Below are 18,369 nucleotides of genomic sequence, written 5' to 3' on the forward strand. Positions count from 1 at the left end.
TAGGAGGCACATTTCTTGTATAATTTATTGTTAACGTTAATACTGGTTGTTTCCGTCTTGATTATCATTGCGGTGATGATGCAACCATCCAAAACTAATGATGCCATGTCTTCATTAACCGGTGGTGCTGATGACTTGTTTGCCAAGCAGAAGCCCCGCGGTTTTGAAGCGTTCATGCAGAAGGTAACCGTGGTATTAGGAATCGCATTCTTTATCCTGGCGTTAGCTTTAGCATGGTACTCATCGAAGTAATTGACCGTCCTCCTGTGATTTCAGGAGGCTTTTTTTTAAGGTAGGTGGTAATGATGTTGAAACAACCTGAACCGTTTTACTTTGAACACGGTGCGCGCGCCGTCATTCTGTTGCACGCCTATGCGGGAAGTGCCAATGATGTTCGAATGTTAGCACGGGCTTTAGAACGGGCCGATTACACGGTTTATGGGCCTCAGTTTAGTGGCCATGCGACTGATGATCCGCGTGACATTTTAGCACAAACGCCCGCGCAATGGTGGCAGGATACGCAACAAGCAATATCATTTATGCGCCAAAAAGGCTATACTAAAATTAGTATCTTCGGTCTATCGTTAGGCGGTATTTTTGCAACAGCTGCGTTGGAACGAGATCCGCAGTTAGTGGGCGGTGGGACGTTTAGCTCACCATTATTCGCTGGCAACCGTAGTGATGTCGCCGAAATGTTTATTACACTCAGTCACCATCAATTAGCGCATAGTCAATTTTCAATTGCTGAACGGGAACAGATTTTAACAGCTTTGCCGGATCAGGTTCGGCGACAATTACAGGCAATCAACACCTTTACGACAGCTGAAGTGACGGCCAAGCTAGACGCTGTGACCCAGCCTTTCTTTATTGGTCAGGGTGGCCAAGATGAGTTAATTGATGCAGCAGTGGCGCGACGCTTGCGTGATCAATTATCACAAGTACCAGTTGATTTCCACTGGTATGCGGATGCTGGCCACGTCATCACCGTGAACAATGCCCATCACCAATTGGAACAAGATGTCTTAACATATTTAAAAACTATTTATAAATGAGGTAAATAATGTCAGAAGCAAACTTACAAGAACAAATCCTGACTTTTTTGCAGGCTCATCCCGATCGCACTTATAGTGTCGAACAATTAACGGATGAATTGCATTTTACAGGCGCAACGGCGTTTACTTTTCTAGTAAAAGAACTTGCGAATATGGAACGTAAAAAATTAGTTAGTACCGATGACCATGATCACTTCAAGCTGATTCAAGAGACGAAGACCGTTGAAGGCTCGTTTCATGGTAATGACAAGGGCTTCGGGTTCGTACGTTACGATCCAGAATTGCCAGATATATACATTAATCCGGACAATACGCAGTTTGCGATTACCGGTGATGATGTAGCGGTTGAAATTATTCGGCCAGCCCGTCCCGGTTCCGATCGCGGCCCTGAAGGTAAAATCGTCAGCATCGTTAAGCGTAACTATACCCAAATTGTTGGTGCATATACGCCTAGCACTGATGAGGCTGGGTTCATTGGCTCCGTGGCGATTAAAGACAAGAAATTATCTAAATATCAGTTACTGATTACTGATCAAGGCTTGCACCCGACTGAAGGCGAAGTCATCATTGCTGAAGTGGCTGCTTATCCCGAAGCTCAGCATCCAACGCGGATGATTGGGATCGCTAAGCAGGTGATTGGGAGTGTTGATGATCCTGGGATGGACGTCTTACAAGTGGTCTACCAACATGATGTTCCTTCAGTCTTCCCAGAAGAAGTGACGGATGAAGCTAATCGGATTCCGGATTACGTGACTGATGAGGAAAAGGCCGGCCGGGTCGACATTACGGACCAGCCATTAGTAACGATTGATGGCGCCGAATCTAAAGACTTGGATGACGCGGTCGTTGCTTGGCGCTTGCCAAATGGGAACTTCCATCTAGGTGTTCACATTGCGGATGTCAGCCATTATGTCACCGAGAACTCTGAGTTAGACCGGGAAGCCTTCAAACGTGGGACATCGGTTTACTTAACTGACCGTGTGATTCCAATGTTGCCACGGCGGCTATCCAATGGGATTTGTTCCTTAAATCCTGATGTTGAACGGTTAGCCATGAGTTGTGAGATGGAAATTGATCAAACTGGGGAAATCGTTAACCATAAGATCTTCCAAAGTGTGATTCGTTCGCACGCTCGGATGACTTATGACGCCGTTAATCAGATTCTCGAAGCCCATGACCCCAAGACGCGTGAAAAGTATGCGGACTTGGTCGACATGTTTGATACGATGGGCGACTTACACCGCATCTTGTACAAGCATCGTCGTCATCGTGGTGCCATTGATTTTGATGATAACGAAGCTAAAATTATCGTTGACGAAGCCGGTCATCCAATTGACATTCAATTACGGGTACGGGGCTTAGCTGAACGAATGATCGAAAGTTTCATGTTAGCAGCTAACGAAACGGTTGCTAAGAATTATAGTCAACTCAAGGTTCCGTTTATCTACCGGGTGCACGAAACGCCTGATAGTGACCGGATGCTGAGTTTCTTTGAATTCGTTACTAACTTTGGTGTTAGTGTCAAGGGGAGTTCTAAGGACGTTAAGCCGAAGATGCTCCAAGACGTCTTGAAGAAGGTTGCTGGTAAGCCAGAAGAAGCTATGGTCTCGGTTATGATGCTGCGGAGTATGAAGCAGGCTCGGTACGCTGACCAGTCGCTTGGTCACTTTGGGTTAGCGGCGCCATATTATACCCACTTTACGTCGCCAATTCGACGTTACCCAGATATGATGGTGCACCGTTTGATTCGTCATTATGCTGAAAATGGTACTGGTGAAGATGCCCGGGCCCGTTACCGCGATAACTTGCCAAATATCGCGGAAACAACTTCTGATCATGAACGGCGTGGTATTGATACTGAACGCGATGTTGATTCGATGAAGAAGGCTGAATATATGGCCGATCATGTTGGTGAAACGTTTGAAGCCGTTGTCGATTCAGTTATGAAGTTCGGTTTGTTCGTTGAACTAGAAAATACCGTTGAAGGCTTAGTTCATATTAGTACGATGGACGACGACTACTACGAATATGTTGAAAAGCAACTAGCGTTAGTTGGTCGTAAGACAAAACGGACGTTTAGGATTGGTCAACCCGTCAAAGTTCAATTGATGCGGGTTGATAAGAATCAACGCGAAGTCGACTTTAAGTTGTTGAATCCAGAAGAAGCACCGAAGACCGATTTATTACCAAAACGGGAACATCATGATAACTATCGTGGTAATAACCGTCGTGGTGGTAATACTAGTAATTATCGTCGCAATGGCAATAATAATAATCGGAGCAATGATCATCGTGATGGTAATAACAATAACCATCGTAATGGCAATAGCAATGGTCGTCGGAATAACAATAATAACAATCACAGTAGTAACAACAATAATCGGCGGTCAACAACCGATCGTCGACGTTAATTTTTAAGTAAGGGGATGTGCGGCAATGGCCAAACAACACGGTAAGCACCCAGATACCGCCCTCGCTCAAAATCGGAAAGCACGCCATGACTACGCTGTTGAGGAAACCTATGAAGCTGGTATTGCGCTGACGGGGACGGAAATCAAATCCGTTCGCGATCGGCGGGTCAACTTAAAGGATGGTTTCGTTCAAGTTCGCAACGGTGAAGCCTGGATGCAAAACGTTCACATTAGTCCGTTTAAAGAGGGTAACCGTTATAACGTTGACCCGTTGCGGTCCCGGAAACTATTGCTGCATAAGAAAGAAATCAGTAAGTTAGGTGCAGCAACGATGACTAAGGGTGTGACGATTATTCCACTTAAGATGTATCTCAAGCATGGATTTGCGAAAGTCTTAATTGGAGTCGCTCACGGGAAACGGGAATACGACAAACGGCAAGATATTAAGAAACGCGAACAGCAGCGTCAAATCGACCGGGTTATGAAACATTACTAGGCTCGTCATTAATAGCACTCATAACGATTCAGATTCAATCGTTATGAGGCTATTTTTTTGTGTCTCATCATAGCTCGGAAAATTTTAAAACATAAAATTGGCTGATTTTTCATCAGAATCTTTTTAAAAACAACCAATTTACTTTATTTTATTAAGTAAATTACTAATGATAGCGACCTCATTAAAGCTAAATTAAAAAAATATAATAAAACAGATTGGTCGCGAGGCATGAATTATGTTATATTTTATGACATACCGTTCCGGTAAACTATTTGAGGAGGTCTCGTCGATGAGAAAGTGGCATGTTGCGGTTGTCATGTTGTTAGCAGCGCTGGGAAGCTGGTTTGCGGTTGGTACCCAGGCACAGGCTAAGACGTACACCATTGCAACGGATACAACCTTTGCGCCGTTCGAATTTCAGGTCAAGGGTGGTCAGTACAAGGGAATTGATATTGATATTTTAAAGGCGATTGCCAAAAAAGAGAATTTCAATTATAAATTAAAAGCACTTAGTTTTGGTGCCGCTGTCCAGCAACTTAGTGCGAACCAAGTTGACGGGGTGATTGCCGGAATGAATATTACGGCCGAACGGAAGCAGACGTTTGATTTTTCAGACGCTTACTATACGTCCGGAGTGGTTATGGCTGTTGCCAAAGATAGTAAGGTCAAAACGTTTAAGGATTTAAAAGGCAAAACCGTCGCCCTTAAAACAGGGACAGCCGGTGCGACCTATGCGAAATCGATTCAAAGCAAGTATGGGTTTAAAATCAAGTATTTCAACGACTCAAATAACATGTATAACGATGTTAAGGTCGGTAATTCAGCGGCTTGTTTTGAAGATTATCCTGTGATGTCGTACGGTATCAAGAACGGTATTGCGTTGAAGATCGTTTCTAAGCAACACGAAGCGGGCGACTATGGTTTCGCGGTTAAAAAGGGTAAAAATGCGGAACTGTTAAAAAAATTTAACGCTGGTCTCAAAGCGATTAAAGCGGATGGGACTTACAAAAAGATCATTAATAAGTACTTGAAGTCTAGTGAAGCCTCTTTGACTGGCGAAGATGCAAGTAGTCGGACATTTGTTGGGCTTTTTACCCAAAACTTGGACACGATTGGTTCAGGACTATGGATGACGCTTGAATTAACCGTTATTTCAATTATTTTAGCCACTATCCTAGGATTGATTCTTGGTGTCTTGGGTGTGATGCCTGGTAAGCTTGGTCCGGCCATCTCAAGTACAATTATTTATATTTTCCGCGGAATGCCGTTAATGGTGTTGGCCTTCTTTATTTACATTGGTTTTCCAGATTTGATTGGTCATGGGTTTAAGATTCCCGCCTTCGTTGCTGGGATGATTACCTTGATGCTGAATGAAGGGGCGTATACGGGGGCCTTCGTTAAGGGCGGCTTTGCTGCCGTTGATGATGGTCAAATGGAAGCGGCCCGCTCACTAGGATTGCCATACTGGACCGCCATGCGCAAGGTCATTATGCCACAGGGAATTCGCATTATGATTCCATCATTCATTAACCAATTTATTATCACATTGAAGGATACGTCGATTCTGTCAGTTATCGGGATTGTAGAATTGACGCAAACTGGGACGTTGATTATCGCCCGTAACTTTGAAGGCTTTAAGATTTGGTTGATGATTGCGATTATTTACTTGATTATCATTACGTTATTAACATGGTTGTCTAACTGGGTTCAAAGGAGGATTAACTAAGCATGGCGAAAGTAATTGTCAAAGATTTGCACAAGAGTTACGGTGATAACGAAGTCTTGAAGGGGTTAAACCTCGAAGTTCAAGATAACGAAGTCGTCTGCATGATTGGACCATCTGGCTCAGGCAAGAGCACGTTTTTACGGTGTTTAAATGATTTGGAAGTTCCGACACAAGGCCAAGTTGTTATTAGTGGTTATGACCTTTCCGACAAAGGGACGAATATTAATTTGGTCCGTGAAAATATTGGGATGGTGTTTCAACATTTTAACTTATTCCCACATTTGTCAGTGTTACAAAACATCACTTTAGCGCCGACTCAACTCAAAAAAGAAAGCCAACAGGAAGCTGAGAAAACGGCTCGTGATTTGCTTGCAACGGTTGGATTGTCCGATAAAGCGGATGCCATGCCTAAATCCTTATCTGGTGGTCAGAAGCAACGAGTGGCGATTGCCCGTGCACTAGCCATGCATCCGAAAATCATGCTGTTTGATGAACCAACATCAGCACTTGACCCGGAAATGGTCGGTGATGTGTTGGATGTTATGAAAAAATTGGCGGCGGACGGTATGACGATGATCGTGGTCACCCATGAAATGGGCTTTGCTAAGGAAGTCGCTGATCGGGTCGTCTTCATGGCGGACGGTTTGATTCAGGAGACGGGGAAGCCAGACGATGTATTCGAACATCCACAAAGCCCTCGGTTACAAGATTTCTTACAAAAAGTTATTAATGTTTAGAAATTATTGCTAAAAAAGGATCTCGGAATAAATTCCGGGGTCCTTTTTGGTCGCACTCATTCATCCTAGAAGGAATTAGTGTTGTGCCGCTTTGTGGCGTGGTGTTAACGTATAGTTACTTTCACCGAAACTAACCTTTAAGCCTTTTTTAGCAACTGGAGCTTGATTACGATTGGTTGGTTTTTGCCAGTGATCTAAGATGGCTGCAATGCAAATGCAGAGTGGTTCTGTTGATTGATCAGTAATTGCTAATTCAAATGCTTCGCCATTCGTAGTGACAACGGGGCGCATCGTCATGATCAGTTCAGTACCATGATAGATACGGTAATTTTCAGCACTTAAACTGCCCATGATAATCCAACGAAGTTTACGAACATACAACATTTCGTGCCAGAATCCTAATGTTTTACTGATCGAACCGACATTTTGACGGTTATAATATAAATCAAATTTCGGCAATAATCCAAGGGACGTCTGCCGAATCTCAGCAAGTAGTTCACCTTGAATAGCATATAAACTAAGCGCGTCTTGGCGCCGCCCCCAGCGTCCCACTAAGAGGTAATGGGACTGATTATGCGCATCGCGAACAATTCGCGCACCCTGGGCAAAGCTATTGCGGCTGAAATATAGTTTGCGCATCTTCAACCTCCGTTCTCTAGAAACTATTGTTTAGCGAGTACTTCCAGGATGGCTTTGCCGACACCGTCATTGACATTCGTATCGGTAATGTAGCGTGCTAGTTGTTTGACTTCGGGACTAGCATTACCCATGGCGTAACTCACACCGGCCAATTCCAGCATTGAGACGTCATTATTATTATCGCCAATTGCCATGACATCACTCATTGGTGTGTTAAGCATATTGGCGTATCGTTCTACGGCGATTCCCTTTTGGGCATTAATATTGTTGATTTCAATATTGGATGCAGATGAGGAAGTGATCTTGAGGGACGAGTGTTTGGCAAGAATTTCGTCACTGAGCGGCTTGAGTTTGCTAGGACCGGCTTCACTGAAGGCAATGATCTTCATGACGTGTTTAGTGGGATCCGCTAGTAATTCGTTGTAATTAGCCACATAATTAATATCCATCAACTCTAAGCGCGCTGAAGCAAGTGAAACGGCAATTTTGAAAGTTGTATCTGGATTTAAATTAGTTAGGAGATGGGCAATTTGCTCGATTCGTTTGGCCTTGCTGTTAGAGTAAATACCGTCACTACCAACGACTTCGAAGTAGTAACCTTTGGAAGTTAAGGTATGGAACACGGCCCGGGCGACACTATTGGTGATTGGAACCATGTCGAGCATTTTACCGGAGGCATCGTAAACTTCCGCACCATTTAGAGTGATCAGAGGAGCAGTAATACCTTGGGCGGCCAGGAGTGGCTGGGCTTCAGAGAACCGGCGTCCGGTTGAAACGATAAAGTGCACGCCTTGCTGTTGTGCTTGACGGATGGCTTCAGCGTTAAAATCCGAAACGACCATTTCGTTGTTGAGTAATGTTCCGTCCATATCAGAGGCGATAATCGAAATCATGTTGTCACATCCTTAGTTGTTTTAATAATTACATTCTAACATGTTTGCGTCTGAATACAGAATTATTATCATTAGTGGTTTTGGTTATGATACAATAAAGCAAGAGGTGTTAAGGATGAAAGCGTTTATTCACACGGACTGGTGGGACGTCTTAAAACCAGAGTTTGAGAAGCCGTATTACCACCAATTACACGAATTTTTGAAAAATGAATACCGGACGAAAAATATTCACCCAGATATGTATAATATTTTTCAGGCCTTTGAATGGACGCCGTTTGCAGATACAAAGGTTGTTATTTTAGGTCAAGACCCATATCATGGCCCTGGTCAGGCACACGGACTGAGCTTTTCCGTACTTCCCGGTGTAGCTGTGCCACCATCGTTAGTTAATATCTACAAAGAATTACAAGACGATGTTGGCTGTACGCCGGTAGATCATGGTTATTTGGAGAGTTGGGCCAAGCAGGGGGTCCTATTACTGAACTCTGTGTTGACTGTTCAAAATGGCGTGGCTTTTTCCCATGCTGGTAAGGGCTGGGAACAGCTGACTGACGTTGCTATTCGACGGTTATCAGAACGGTCAACCCCAGTGGTCTTTATTTTGTGGGGCAAGGCGGCGCGGTCTAAGATTAAGCTGATTGATACGCAGACGAACGTGGTGTTACAAGCACCGCATCCTAGTCCACTGTCAGCTTATCGGGGCTTCTTCGGTTCTAAACCATTTTCAAAGACTAACATTGCGTTAACATCCTTCGGCGAACAGCCAATTAATTGGCAGTTACCAGCGCACGTCAATCTAGAGCATTAATTAATTTATTGGAGGGTTATCACATGGATTTATTTGAGTCATTAGCACAAAAAATTACTGGTAAAGATCAAACAATTGTTTTCCCTGAAGGAACTGAACCCCGAATTGTCGGTGCGGCGGCGCGATTAGCAGCAGATGGTCTCGTCAAGCCAATCGTTTTAGGCCCAGTAGACAAGGTTCAGGCTGTGGCTAACGATTTGAATGCTGATTTAGCGGGTGTTCAAGTTCTTGATCCTGCGACATACCCGGCTGAAGATAAACAAGCGATGCTGGACGCCCTGGTAGAACGGCGGAAAGGTAAGAATACGCCGGAACAAGCAAGTAAGATGCTAGAAGATGAAAATTATTTTGGAACAATGCTTGTTTATATGGGGAAAGCGGATGGGATGGTCTCAGGTGCCATCCATCCAACTGGTGATACGGTACGGCCAGCTTTACAAATTATTAAGACTAAGCCTGGTTCACACCGGATTTCTGGGGCTTTCATTATGCAAAAGGGTGAAGAACGCTATGTCTTTGCTGATTGTGCCATCAACATTGACCCAGATGCGGACACGTTAGCAGAAATTGCCACTCAGAGTGCCGCGACTGCTAAGGTCTTTGATATTGATCCGAAAGTTGCAATGCTTAGCTTCTCGACTAAGGGTTCAGCAAAGGGTGATATGGTGACTAAGGTTCAGGAAGCAACGGCAAAGGCCCAGGCTGCTGAACCTGAATTAGCCATCGATGGGGAACTTCAATTTGATGCCGCCTTCGTTGAAAAAGTTGGTTTGCAAAAAGCACCGGGTTCTAAAGTGGCTGGTCATGCCAACGTCTTTGTTTTCCCAGAACTCCAATCTGGTAATATTGGTTATAAAATTGCGCAACGGTTTGGTCATTTTGAAGCCGTGGGCCCGGTCTTACAAGGCCTAAATAAGCCGGTTTCCGACTTATCACGTGGATGCAGTGAAGAAGACGTCTATAAGGTTGCAATCATTACAGCGGCCCAAGGATTAGCTTAAACGACCATTTAGTTTGTTAAACGAGGGAAACTTCAGAGCTTGTACTTTGAAGTTTCCCTCGTTTTTTCTATAATAAAAGCAGTTAATTGGATGAGGAGTTGGAAGAATATGGAATCAATCACGGTGACGTCGCCGGAAGCTACCATGGCAATTGGGACAAAGCTAGGCCAATTAGTACAGCCCGGCGATCTGATCTTACTAGATGGTGATTTAGGTGCTGGTAAGACAACTTTTACAAAGGGGTTAGCTAAGGGCCTTGGGATTCCCAATAACGTTAAGAGTCCGACTTTTACGCTTATTCGTGAATATCATCAAGGACGATTGCCGCTGTATCATATGGATGTTTACCGCCTAGAAGATGGTGGTGCGGAAGATTTAGGGTTAGATGAATATTTTGATGGTGATGGAGTCAGCGTTGTGGAGTGGTCACAGTTTATTGACGACCTCTTGCCAGCGACGTACTTGCGAATTGCCATTAGCCGAAACACGGATGCTGACGATCAGCGGATTATGACATTTAAAGCCGCGGGTGAACATTATCAACAATTGGTTGATCAATTGAAGGAGTGACAACGATGGCAGAAGAAGTTGTCGATGTACGACCTGCTGAAGTTGCGGATGCAACGCAACTATTAGCGCTGCTAGCTCAATTGGGACGCGAAAGCAACACCTTTACGGTTGATGAAGGTATTGAAGATTTAAGTGAGACTGATGAACAGGAACAAATTGCACATATTAATGGTACAACGACCAATATTATTTTTGTTGCAACGCTAGCGTCACAACTGATCGGTGTTAGTACGGTGCAAGCCAGTACCGACTTTAGTGCTGCCCAGGGCGAGGTCGGGGTTGCGGTCCTGAAAGAATTTTGGGGCATGGGTCTCGGTACGGCCCTAATTGAGGAAGTCCTAGATTGGGCACGGAATTACAGTACATTGGAACGACTAGTGTTAACTGTTCAGCTGCGAAACGTGCGTGCAATCAAGCTGTATCGGCGTTTGGGTTTTGAAAACTGCACCTCAACAAGTTATGACGTGGTCGATCCTACCGGTAAACGGGTTGCAGCCATTGATATGGAAATGTGGGTTTAAGGTTGCCCTTGCTGCTAAAGTAGTTAGCAATCGTTAGCCTTGTGAGGACAGCGGCGGGCTTTTGGTTAAGACTAATGTTGAACAATCAGCCGTTCTTGGATGTTGGTGTTTGAAAAATAATGATGTGGCGTCTGGTCCGTTGAGGCTGCAGTAAATTAATACTAGCTGGGATGCGATAGTAGCCGATAAAAAAGGTCCAGCACGATTGCTGGACTCAAATTAAGCAGTGTTAACCTTGAACACGAACAAAGGGTTTAAGCTGCTCAGCACCAAAGGCTTGGGCTTCAGTGAGTAAAATATTGGCACAGGCGAGACTATCATCTAAAGCATTGTGGTGATGTTGTAAGTCGATATCGAGTGCCCGACAAAGGGTATCCAGTTTATGATTTGGTAACTCTGGATAGAATTTTTGACTGGTTTTAACAGTATCCATGGATAAATATTCTGGCGTGCTGATGCCATAATGGGCGAGCGTATTGCGCAATACGCCGATGTCAAATGGCGCGTTATGGGCAATCACGAGGCGATCTCGTTGGAAGAAGGGAGCAATATGTTCCCAAACTTCCGGAAACTTGGGTGCCTCCGCGACGTCTTCTTCATGAATGCCATGGATTTGGACGTTGCGCCAGAAAAAGTCACTTTCCGGTTTGATGAGTGTATAAAACTCATCGCTGATTTGGTTGTTGCGAACAACCGTTAGTGCGAGTGAACAAGCACTGTCACGTTTCGCATTAGCCGTTTCAAAGTCCATTGCGACAAAGTTCAAAGTTGCCACCACCGTTTCTAAAGAATAGAGTTATCGTACAAAGGATCTTGTCAAATTTCAAGTTAATGGTTCGGTAAAATAATGTCGAGTTCGACTGGACAGTGATCAGAGCCGAAAACATTGTTAAGAATCCGGGCATTCAATAGCTGATTGTCGAGTTGTTGTGACGTTATAAAATAATCAATCCGCCAACCAGAATTGTTGTCGCGAGCATGACCACGATAACTCCACCATGAGTATATATTCGTTTGATCAGGATAGAAGTGCCGGAACGTGTCAGTATAGCCGTTCGCAAGTAGGCGGTCGAACTTGGCCCGTTCTTCATCTGTGAAGCCGGCGCTGTGATGATTACTGCGCCAGTTCTTCAAATCGATATTTTCGTGGGCAACATTGAGGTCGCCACAAAAAATCAATGGTTTATCAGCACTCAGACGATTGATATAGGCGAGAAAAGCATCTTCCCATTGTTGTCGGTAGTCGAGTCGTTTTAATTCACCGCCTGAATTGGGCGTGTAGCACGTCAGAACGTAGTAGTCGGCGTATTCAAGCGTGATGACGCGGCCTTCAGTATCAAATTCTGGTACGCCGATACCATAAGTTACATTGAGCGGTTCGTACTTTGTAAAGATTGCCGTACCAGAGTAACCTTTACGTTCGGCATAATTCCAGTATTGATAGTAACCCGGGAAGTCCAGCTCGATTTGACCAGCTTGTAGTTTCGTTTCTTGTACACAGAAAAAATCGGCATCGAGGGTATTAAAAGTTGTGACAAAGCCGTGTTTGACGGCGGCCCGGAGTCCGTTAACGTTCCAAGAGATAAGTTTCACGTGAGTTTCAGACCTTTCAAGTAATTTACTCATATTGTAACACGGGTGGTGCCGGTTATTTTAATAACAAATATGGTCATGAACTAAAACCTAGCAGCTGAAGTTGTGTAGTGGACTGCTGGGGGTGTTCGAGTTGATGTCCGGGGTCGGAAGACTAGCATAGGCCTGTACTGGCGGATGGCTAGTCAGCCTAATGAAATAATTCTTGTGTTAATAGTCATTAACCTGATGTGCAACGTTAAGGTCGTCACTTAAGTTTAAATCCTATTTAATTAGATGGACTAAATGAATTTAATATCTTGATTAGTAAGGGTGAATTAAAAAGCGGTTAATAAAATTGGAGGAATTTCGATGTTAAAAATTGGTGTCATTGGATTAGGTAATATTTCTCAAAAGGCTTATTTGCCAGTAATGGCCGCGATGCAGGATCAGTATGAATTTCATCTGACAACACGTAACCCGGAAAAACGGGCACAACTAGCGACCATGTATGGGTTTCAGCATACGCATGCGACGTTAGCTGAGTTGATGGCGGTCAAACCGGCGGCCGTATTTGTGCATACGCCGACGAGTACTCACGCCGCTATCATTAAGCAATTATTATTAGCTGGTATTCACGTTTATGTTGATAAGCCGGTGGCAACGGATCTTCAAGTTGTACAAAATCTGTATGATTTAGCAGCATCTCGGCATCTATTGTTGACTTGCGGTTTCAATCGGCGCTTTGCGCCCTTGAACCAGCAATTAAAGGCCTTACCGGATAAACGGATGCTGGTAGCTGAAAAGGTCCGCGAAGCTGGTGGTCAAGATCCGGAGACAGCCGTTTTTGATCTCATGATTCACATGGTTGACACGGGGTTGTTCTTGTTGGATGAACCACTTGAACAAACTGGTGGTCGTATAACGACTACGGCGACTGGTGCATTGGCGCAAGGTTATTTAACGGTTCAGACGGCGCATCAACAATTGCAGGTTGTGACGAACATGTATGGTGGTGTCAATCTTGAGCAAGTGACGGTGCAAACAACTGATCAACGGGTTGTTGTGACTGATTTAAGTGCCAAAACAGTGTTGACCACCGCCACAACCACGACCACGAATTTTCCAGATTGGACGCCAACATTGGAAAAGCGGGGATTTGCGCCATTGATTCGTGCGTTTCTAACGGCGGTGGCGACGCATGGTCCCAATCCAATCGATCCAACCTCTGCAATTACGAGTCACGCGGTGTGCCGTCATTTATTAAGTGACTAAAAAGTGATAAAATTAAATGATAGACTTACAAATTTCAACATGGTTATAGCGTTCAAATAGCGTTTTGAAGTAAATATCTTCTGCTTACACTAGTTTTATAGCGGTGTAAGCCTAAAAACGCTATGCAATTAAATTGTTTGTTAATGTAAGTGAATTAAATTGAAACACGAAAGGAACTTTTCACCATGACCAAAGATGTCTTGGCCACTTTTCCAGCCATTGAAATTAAAAAAGATGAATCACTAAGTCATTATACGAATACTAAAACAGGCGGTCCCGCTGATTACGTGGCATTTCCTAAGTCAATTAGTGAAACCAAAGCCTTAATTACTTATGCCAACGACCAGCATTTACCGCTGACGGTTATTGGTAATGCGAGCAATTTGATTGTCAAAGACGGTGGCATCCGTGGTTTGACGATTATTTTGACTCGTATGAATCAGATTCATGCTAGTGAGAATAAAGTTGTCGCTGAGGCGGGGGCCGCTATCATAGCGACGACCAAGGTTGCCTGTGGTGCCAGTTTAACCGGTCTAGAATTTGCGGCTGGTATCCCTGGGAGCGTTGGTGGCGCGATTTTTATGAACGCCGGCGCTTATGGTGGTGAAATGAGTGAGGTTGTTGAAACGGTGACGGTCTTAACGCCAACAGGGCAGCTTAAAACATTGGATCATGCTGAGTTAGACTTTGGGTATCGTCACAGTAGTATTCAGGATTATGATGATATTGTTGTATCAGTGACGTTTGGCCTCAAATCAGGAAATCAAACTAAGATTCAGGCCCGGATGGATGAATTGAATACGTTGCGAGCAGCCAAACAGCCATTAGAGTGGCCCTCGTGTGGGAGTGTTTTTAAGCGACCAACGGGGTACTTTACTGGTAAACTAATTCATGATGCTGGTTTACAAGGACACAAAATCGGTGGTGCTGAAGTTTCTAAAAAGCACGCGGGTTTTATTATTAACGTTGATCATGCAACGGCAACGGACTATATGGATATGATTCATTACGTCCAAAAAGTTGTATTTGAACGTTTTGGCGTCCATCTTCAGACGGAAGTTCGAATTATTGGTGAAGATGTCGCTCAAGGTTAGTTATGTCAATTTAACAAAGGGGGCAACCACTAGATGCCGATTATCGAGTTAGTGATTTTACTGGCATGTTTAGTGCTGCTGTCGAATGTGTTGAGCCACTATCTAGTCGCAATCCCGGTCAGTTTAATTCAAGTCGGGCTGGGGCTGGTGGTGGCTTTATTATTAAATGTACAAGTTAAACTGCAAACGGACTGGTTTATGCTCGTCTTTATTGCACCCATGCTGTACAACGACGGCAGAGAATTTCCAAAACAAGAACTGTGGGAATTACGCGGGGCGATTTTTGCGAATGCAATCGTGCTTGTTTTTATTACCACAATTTTAGGCGGCTTTTTGATTCACGTGTTAATACCGACTATCCCACTAGCGGTCGGCATTGCGTTAGCGGCCATCCTTTCACCAACTGATCCAATTGCCGTGCAGTCGATCTCAGAAGGGGTCAAGTTACCCAAAGAAATTTTGCATTTGGTTAGTGGTGAAAGCTTAATTAATGATGCTAGTGGGTTGATTGGGTTCAAGTATGCGTTAGCTGCAGCAGTTACCGGGACTTTTGTATTAGGTCAAGCCATTGGCGATTTCTTCTATATTAGTCTGGTTGGATTGGCTGTGGGTCTAGCGTTGATCACAATTATTCAATTGATTCGTGATATTTTACGGCGCGAAGGTATTAACGATATCGTGTTCAACGTCGTATTGCAAATTTTGACGCCGTTTGCAATTTACTTTATTGCTGAAGAATGGTTCCACGCTTCCGGAGTAGTTGCAGTTGTAGCTGCTGGGGTATTATCGCACTTGCAAAATTCACACGAAAGTGAAGATGCACCGGAGCTCCGGTTGGTCACGGAACGAGTCTGGAATGTAGTTGTCTACTTATTGAATGGGATCGTCTTCTTGATCCTTGGTATCGAGTTACCGGTTGCAACTCAGGCAACTATCAAAGGGGCCCATACGAACACGTTCCATGCGGTCTTTGATGTGTTAATCGTCTGGGGCATTCTGTTATTGATTCGGGTTGCTTGGACGTATGCATACATGCTGTTTAACTGGTTACGACATCATAAAAAGGTTAAACCAAGCTTGCGGATTGCCGCGTTATCAGGGCTATCGGGTGTTCGTGGTGCGATTACGATGGCCGGGGTGTTTACAATTCCGACCGTGATTGCGACTGGTGAAGCTTTTCCGGAACGATCATTGGTCTTGTTCATTGCTGCTGGTGTGATTATCGTTAGTTTGATTGCTGCGGCTGCCATTTTACCGTTGATGGCTGCCAAATCGTTGCCATTTGTGACGCGTGGTTCTAGTCCCGATGAAGATGATGCGGTCCTAGCTGATGGACCGGACGAGGTCGGTGAAACTGACGTTACGGATAACCAGACGCAACAATTGACATATAAACAAGCGCGGATCTATATTTTACAGTTGGCAATTCAAAATATTGAAGAGCATCGTCGTCCAGAGAACCAACGAGCCGCTTATGATCTGATTTTGGACCAACAATTTCAAATGCGGCGTTTGGAAGTTGCTTCCCAGACGGCGGATGAGTTAGCACCAATGTTAACGGATGAATTACAATTACGACTGGTCGCGTTGAATGGTGAACGGGCGGCTGTCAGAGAGTTGATGGCTAATAAGCAAACGACGAAATTAGCTGGTCAAGTTTATTTACGGCGCGTTGATCGCCGTGAACAGCGGTTCTTACAAGCAACTCATAAACCAGGATTGCCGACATTGCGATCATTGCGTTTGTTAATTGCGCGTGCCATGCAAGGCATCCGTTTGTGGCTGGCACCAGGCGATAGTGATGCGCTCAGGGCGGCACTATTAGATATTCAGCGTGAGGCTTCCAAAGCGGCAATCAAGGCATTATCGCAGTACTTAAAGCAGGCGAATGTTGATGAACAACAGTTTGATCGGCAGGCACTATATCATCTAATCGTTCATTACCGGAACCGTATTGAGAATGCTAAAAATGATCACACACTATCACGTGATGATTATGAACAACAACTTCACGGATTACGGATCAAGAGTTTAGGAGCCGAACGTGCGGGGGTCCAACATCTATTGGAGAGTGGCCAGATAAGTCTACGCACCGCGGCGAAGTTACGGCAGTTCATTAATTACTCGGAGAACTTATTAATGCTCAATGATATTGAGGCCGATGATGATTAGTTAACTTTTTAGATTGTAAATCAGTAGTTCTAGGTTATAATGATGTTAGAGTAGTATTGATGGTGAATGGTTAGGTCTACAAATTAATCATTACTTGAAATGGACGAATAAGGGCGACCTTACAGGGGGGACATCATTATGACAGAATCAGAAATTCATGAACGTTTTGTAGATACCTACATGCATATTTTAAAGTACGTTGGCGACTTTGTGTCTGTCCCAACACGGCCGTATAAGATAACATTTGAGGCTTATACTGTTATGCGGATGATTGCAACGAGTGATGAGTCGTTAACATTGGTTAAAATTGCTAAGGAACAGCGAGTTTCACGGAGTGCGATTGCACGACAAATCAATGTATTATTGGATTTGAAATACATTGAACAGACCACAAATACTCATGATCGACGTATTAAGTATTTATCGTTAACGCCAGCGGGGCTCAAAGTTGAACAAGAAATTACGACGGCCTCGGACGAACGGTTTCATCAGTGGGTCCAAGTCTATGGCGAAGAGCGGGCTAGCGATACGTTGCGTTATATCAATGATGCGGAGCAAAAAGCGACGCAATTAGGCTTTAGTGGTTTTAGTGGCTTACATGATAAGCGGGGCCGTCATACAGAATATAGCGATCCAAAAACTAAGGATTAGCTAATATTAAGCTAATAATAAGAACCGCCGTGTGAATTGAGTATTAGCTCAATTTACACGGCGGTTTTGATTTGGTTACGAGTCATTCTCGGCCTGATGGGGAGTTGTTGGCATAGTAAATCGCCAAGCTGCGTAGATGATTAATTGCAGTAGCCACATCATTAACACGAAGGCGAGCATCTTTAAGGACCACATCTCAAGCAATTGTTTTACAATATACTGAGGTGTAATCAGCAAGTAGATCGAATGTAGGCGTAAAAAGCGACCAACATAGACGCCGACACTCGCAAATAAGAAAAGCGCTGCACAAATGATGCTACGACTAGCAGGTAATCGGCTCAATCGCAGTCGATAGGTCAGTTGCCTAGCGACTCGATCCACACCCCAAGTCCCAATGATGGTTGCCACCATCATTGGACCAACTAGATAGGCAAAATCACGCCACATAGGTAAATCGAACCGTAGTAAGCCGTTGATTCCATAAGGCTTTAACAGGCTGAGGTGGAATAAGTCGGTCATCAAGTATGGTGCGTTCGGGTAGAAAAGCAACCAAATGACTGTCATGAACCAGAATAGTAACGGCCCCCGGCGCTCAGTTAGCCAAAAGCTCAACTCGATTGGGACATAAGCCAAGATAGAATTAAGTAGTAAAAAATGAAATGCACCGTGTAAATCGACTGCGGCAAAAATAAAGAATCCCCAAAATGCTAGCCGAACAAGCCAGCGCTGTAACTTAGTCATTTAGTCACTT

At 44.3% G+C, this 18,369-nt stretch carries 19 protein-coding genes; 14 read left to right on the forward strand and 5 right to left on the reverse strand.

From position 1 onward, the window contains the following. Nucleotides 1-15: 15 nt before the first annotated feature. The 6 genes from secG (at nucleotide 16) to LP667_RS03130 (ending at nucleotide 6,422) form a co-directional block, all read left to right on the forward strand. Nucleotides 16-252 (forward strand): preprotein translocase subunit SecG, encoded by a 237-nt coding sequence (gene secG / locus LP667_RS03105; RefSeq protein WP_003641050.1) that lies wholly within the window; start codon nucleotides 16-18, stop codon nucleotides 250-252. Between the two features lie 50 nt (nucleotides 253-302). Continuing rightward, complete coding sequence (locus LP667_RS03110; protein WP_033609406.1) at nucleotides 303-1,052, forward strand: alpha/beta hydrolase; 750 nt, start codon at nucleotides 303-305, stop codon at nucleotides 1,050-1,052. 8 nt (nucleotides 1,053-1,060) lie between these two features. Further along, nucleotides 1,061-3,463, forward strand: coding sequence for a ribonuclease R (gene rnr / locus LP667_RS03115; RefSeq protein ID WP_021731155.1), 2,403 nt, complete (start codon nucleotides 1,061-1,063; stop codon nucleotides 3,461-3,463). A gap of 25 nt (nucleotides 3,464-3,488) precedes the next feature. Continuing rightward, nucleotides 3,489-3,959, forward strand: a complete 471-nt coding sequence (gene smpB / locus LP667_RS03120; protein WP_003641053.1) for an SsrA-binding protein SmpB — start codon at nucleotides 3,489-3,491, stop codon at nucleotides 3,957-3,959. A 289-nt stretch (nucleotides 3,960-4,248) separates the two neighbouring features. Next, nucleotides 4,249-5,685, forward strand: a complete 1,437-nt coding sequence (locus LP667_RS03125; protein ID WP_021731154.1) for an amino acid ABC transporter substrate-binding protein/permease — start codon at nucleotides 4,249-4,251, stop codon at nucleotides 5,683-5,685. 2 nt (nucleotides 5,686-5,687) lie between these two features. Continuing rightward, entirely contained in the window at nucleotides 5,688-6,422 is a 735-nt protein-coding gene (locus tag LP667_RS03130) for an amino acid ABC transporter ATP-binding protein (RefSeq protein ID WP_021731153.1), read from the forward strand. A gap of 75 nt (nucleotides 6,423-6,497) precedes the next feature. Here the strand turns inward: LP667_RS03130 and LP667_RS03135 are convergent, their stop codons facing one another. After that, nucleotides 6,498-7,061, reverse strand: coding sequence for an LURP-one-related/scramblase family protein (locus LP667_RS03135; protein WP_021730890.1), 564 nt, complete (start codon nucleotides 7,059-7,061; stop codon nucleotides 6,498-6,500). Nucleotides 7,062-7,084: 23 nt separating this feature from the next. Further along, complete coding sequence (locus LP667_RS03140) at nucleotides 7,085-7,954, reverse strand: Cof-type HAD-IIB family hydrolase (RefSeq protein ID WP_021730891.1); 870 nt, start codon at nucleotides 7,952-7,954, stop codon at nucleotides 7,085-7,087. Between the two features lie 115 nt (nucleotides 7,955-8,069). On the opposite strand from LP667_RS03140, the gene LP667_RS03145 reads away from it, so the two are divergent. From LP667_RS03145 to LP667_RS03160, 4 genes are all read left to right on the forward strand, one after another. Beyond that, on the forward strand, nucleotides 8,070-8,762 hold the full coding sequence (locus LP667_RS03145) for a uracil-DNA glycosylase (protein ID WP_021730892.1): 693 nt from the start codon (nucleotides 8,070-8,072) through the stop codon (nucleotides 8,760-8,762). Nucleotides 8,763-8,785: 23 nt separating this feature from the next. After that, a complete protein-coding gene (gene pta, locus LP667_RS03150) occupies nucleotides 8,786-9,763 on the forward strand; it encodes a phosphate acetyltransferase (RefSeq protein WP_021730893.1) in 978 nt (325 codons plus the stop codon). Nucleotides 9,764-9,871: 108 nt separating this feature from the next. Next, nucleotides 9,872-10,333, forward strand: coding sequence for a tRNA (adenosine(37)-N6)-threonylcarbamoyltransferase complex ATPase subunit type 1 TsaE (tsaE, locus tag LP667_RS03155; protein ID WP_021730894.1), 462 nt, complete (start codon nucleotides 9,872-9,874; stop codon nucleotides 10,331-10,333). A 5-nt stretch (nucleotides 10,334-10,338) separates the two neighbouring features. Beyond that, nucleotides 10,339-10,854, forward strand: coding sequence for a GNAT family N-acetyltransferase (locus LP667_RS03160; protein WP_021730895.1), 516 nt, complete (start codon nucleotides 10,339-10,341; stop codon nucleotides 10,852-10,854). Between the two features lie 229 nt (nucleotides 10,855-11,083). On the opposite strand, the gene LP667_RS03165 is transcribed toward LP667_RS03160, so the two are convergent. Together LP667_RS03165 and LP667_RS03170 are read right to left on the reverse strand one after the other, a co-directional pair. After that, complete coding sequence (locus tag LP667_RS03165) at nucleotides 11,084-11,620, reverse strand: 3'-5' exonuclease (protein ID WP_021730896.1); 537 nt, start codon at nucleotides 11,618-11,620, stop codon at nucleotides 11,084-11,086. A 62-nt stretch (nucleotides 11,621-11,682) separates the two neighbouring features. After that, the gene (locus tag LP667_RS03170; RefSeq protein ID WP_033609337.1) at nucleotides 11,683-12,447 is read right to left on the reverse strand and encodes an exodeoxyribonuclease III; all 765 of its coding nucleotides are present in this window, start codon (nucleotides 12,445-12,447) and stop codon (nucleotides 11,683-11,685) included. A gap of 351 nt (nucleotides 12,448-12,798) precedes the next feature. On the opposite strand from LP667_RS03170, the gene LP667_RS03175 reads away from it, so the two are divergent. From LP667_RS03175 to LP667_RS03190, 4 genes are all read left to right on the forward strand, one after another. Continuing rightward, a complete protein-coding gene (locus LP667_RS03175; protein WP_021730898.1) occupies nucleotides 12,799-13,701 on the forward strand; it encodes a Gfo/Idh/MocA family protein in 903 nt (300 codons plus the stop codon). A gap of 185 nt (nucleotides 13,702-13,886) precedes the next feature. Next, a complete protein-coding gene (murB, locus tag LP667_RS03180; RefSeq protein WP_056988445.1) occupies nucleotides 13,887-14,795 on the forward strand; it encodes a UDP-N-acetylmuramate dehydrogenase in 909 nt (302 codons plus the stop codon). Nucleotides 14,796-14,828: 33 nt separating this feature from the next. Beyond that, nucleotides 14,829-16,967: a cation:proton antiporter gene (locus LP667_RS03185; RefSeq protein WP_021730614.1), complete on the forward strand. Its 2,139-nt coding sequence runs from the start codon at nucleotides 14,829-14,831 to the stop codon at nucleotides 16,965-16,967. A 138-nt stretch (nucleotides 16,968-17,105) separates the two neighbouring features. Then, the gene (locus tag LP667_RS03190) at nucleotides 17,106-17,618 is read left to right on the forward strand and encodes a MarR family winged helix-turn-helix transcriptional regulator (protein ID WP_021730615.1); all 513 of its coding nucleotides are present in this window, start codon (nucleotides 17,106-17,108) and stop codon (nucleotides 17,616-17,618) included. A 75-nt stretch (nucleotides 17,619-17,693) separates the two neighbouring features. Here LP667_RS03190 and LP667_RS03195 read toward each other — a convergent pair whose 3' ends face one another. Then, nucleotides 17,694-18,359 carry a DUF1361 domain-containing protein gene (locus tag LP667_RS03195; RefSeq protein WP_021730616.1) on the reverse strand — a complete coding sequence of 222 codons (666 nt, stop codon included), beginning with the start codon at nucleotides 18,357-18,359 and terminating at the stop codon, nucleotides 17,694-17,696. Between the last annotated feature and the right edge of the window lie 10 nt (nucleotides 18,360-18,369).

This window comes from Lactiplantibacillus paraplantarum, from assembly GCF_003641145.1.
Taxonomy (GTDB): domain Bacteria; phylum Bacillota; class Bacilli; order Lactobacillales; family Lactobacillaceae; genus Lactiplantibacillus; species Lactiplantibacillus paraplantarum.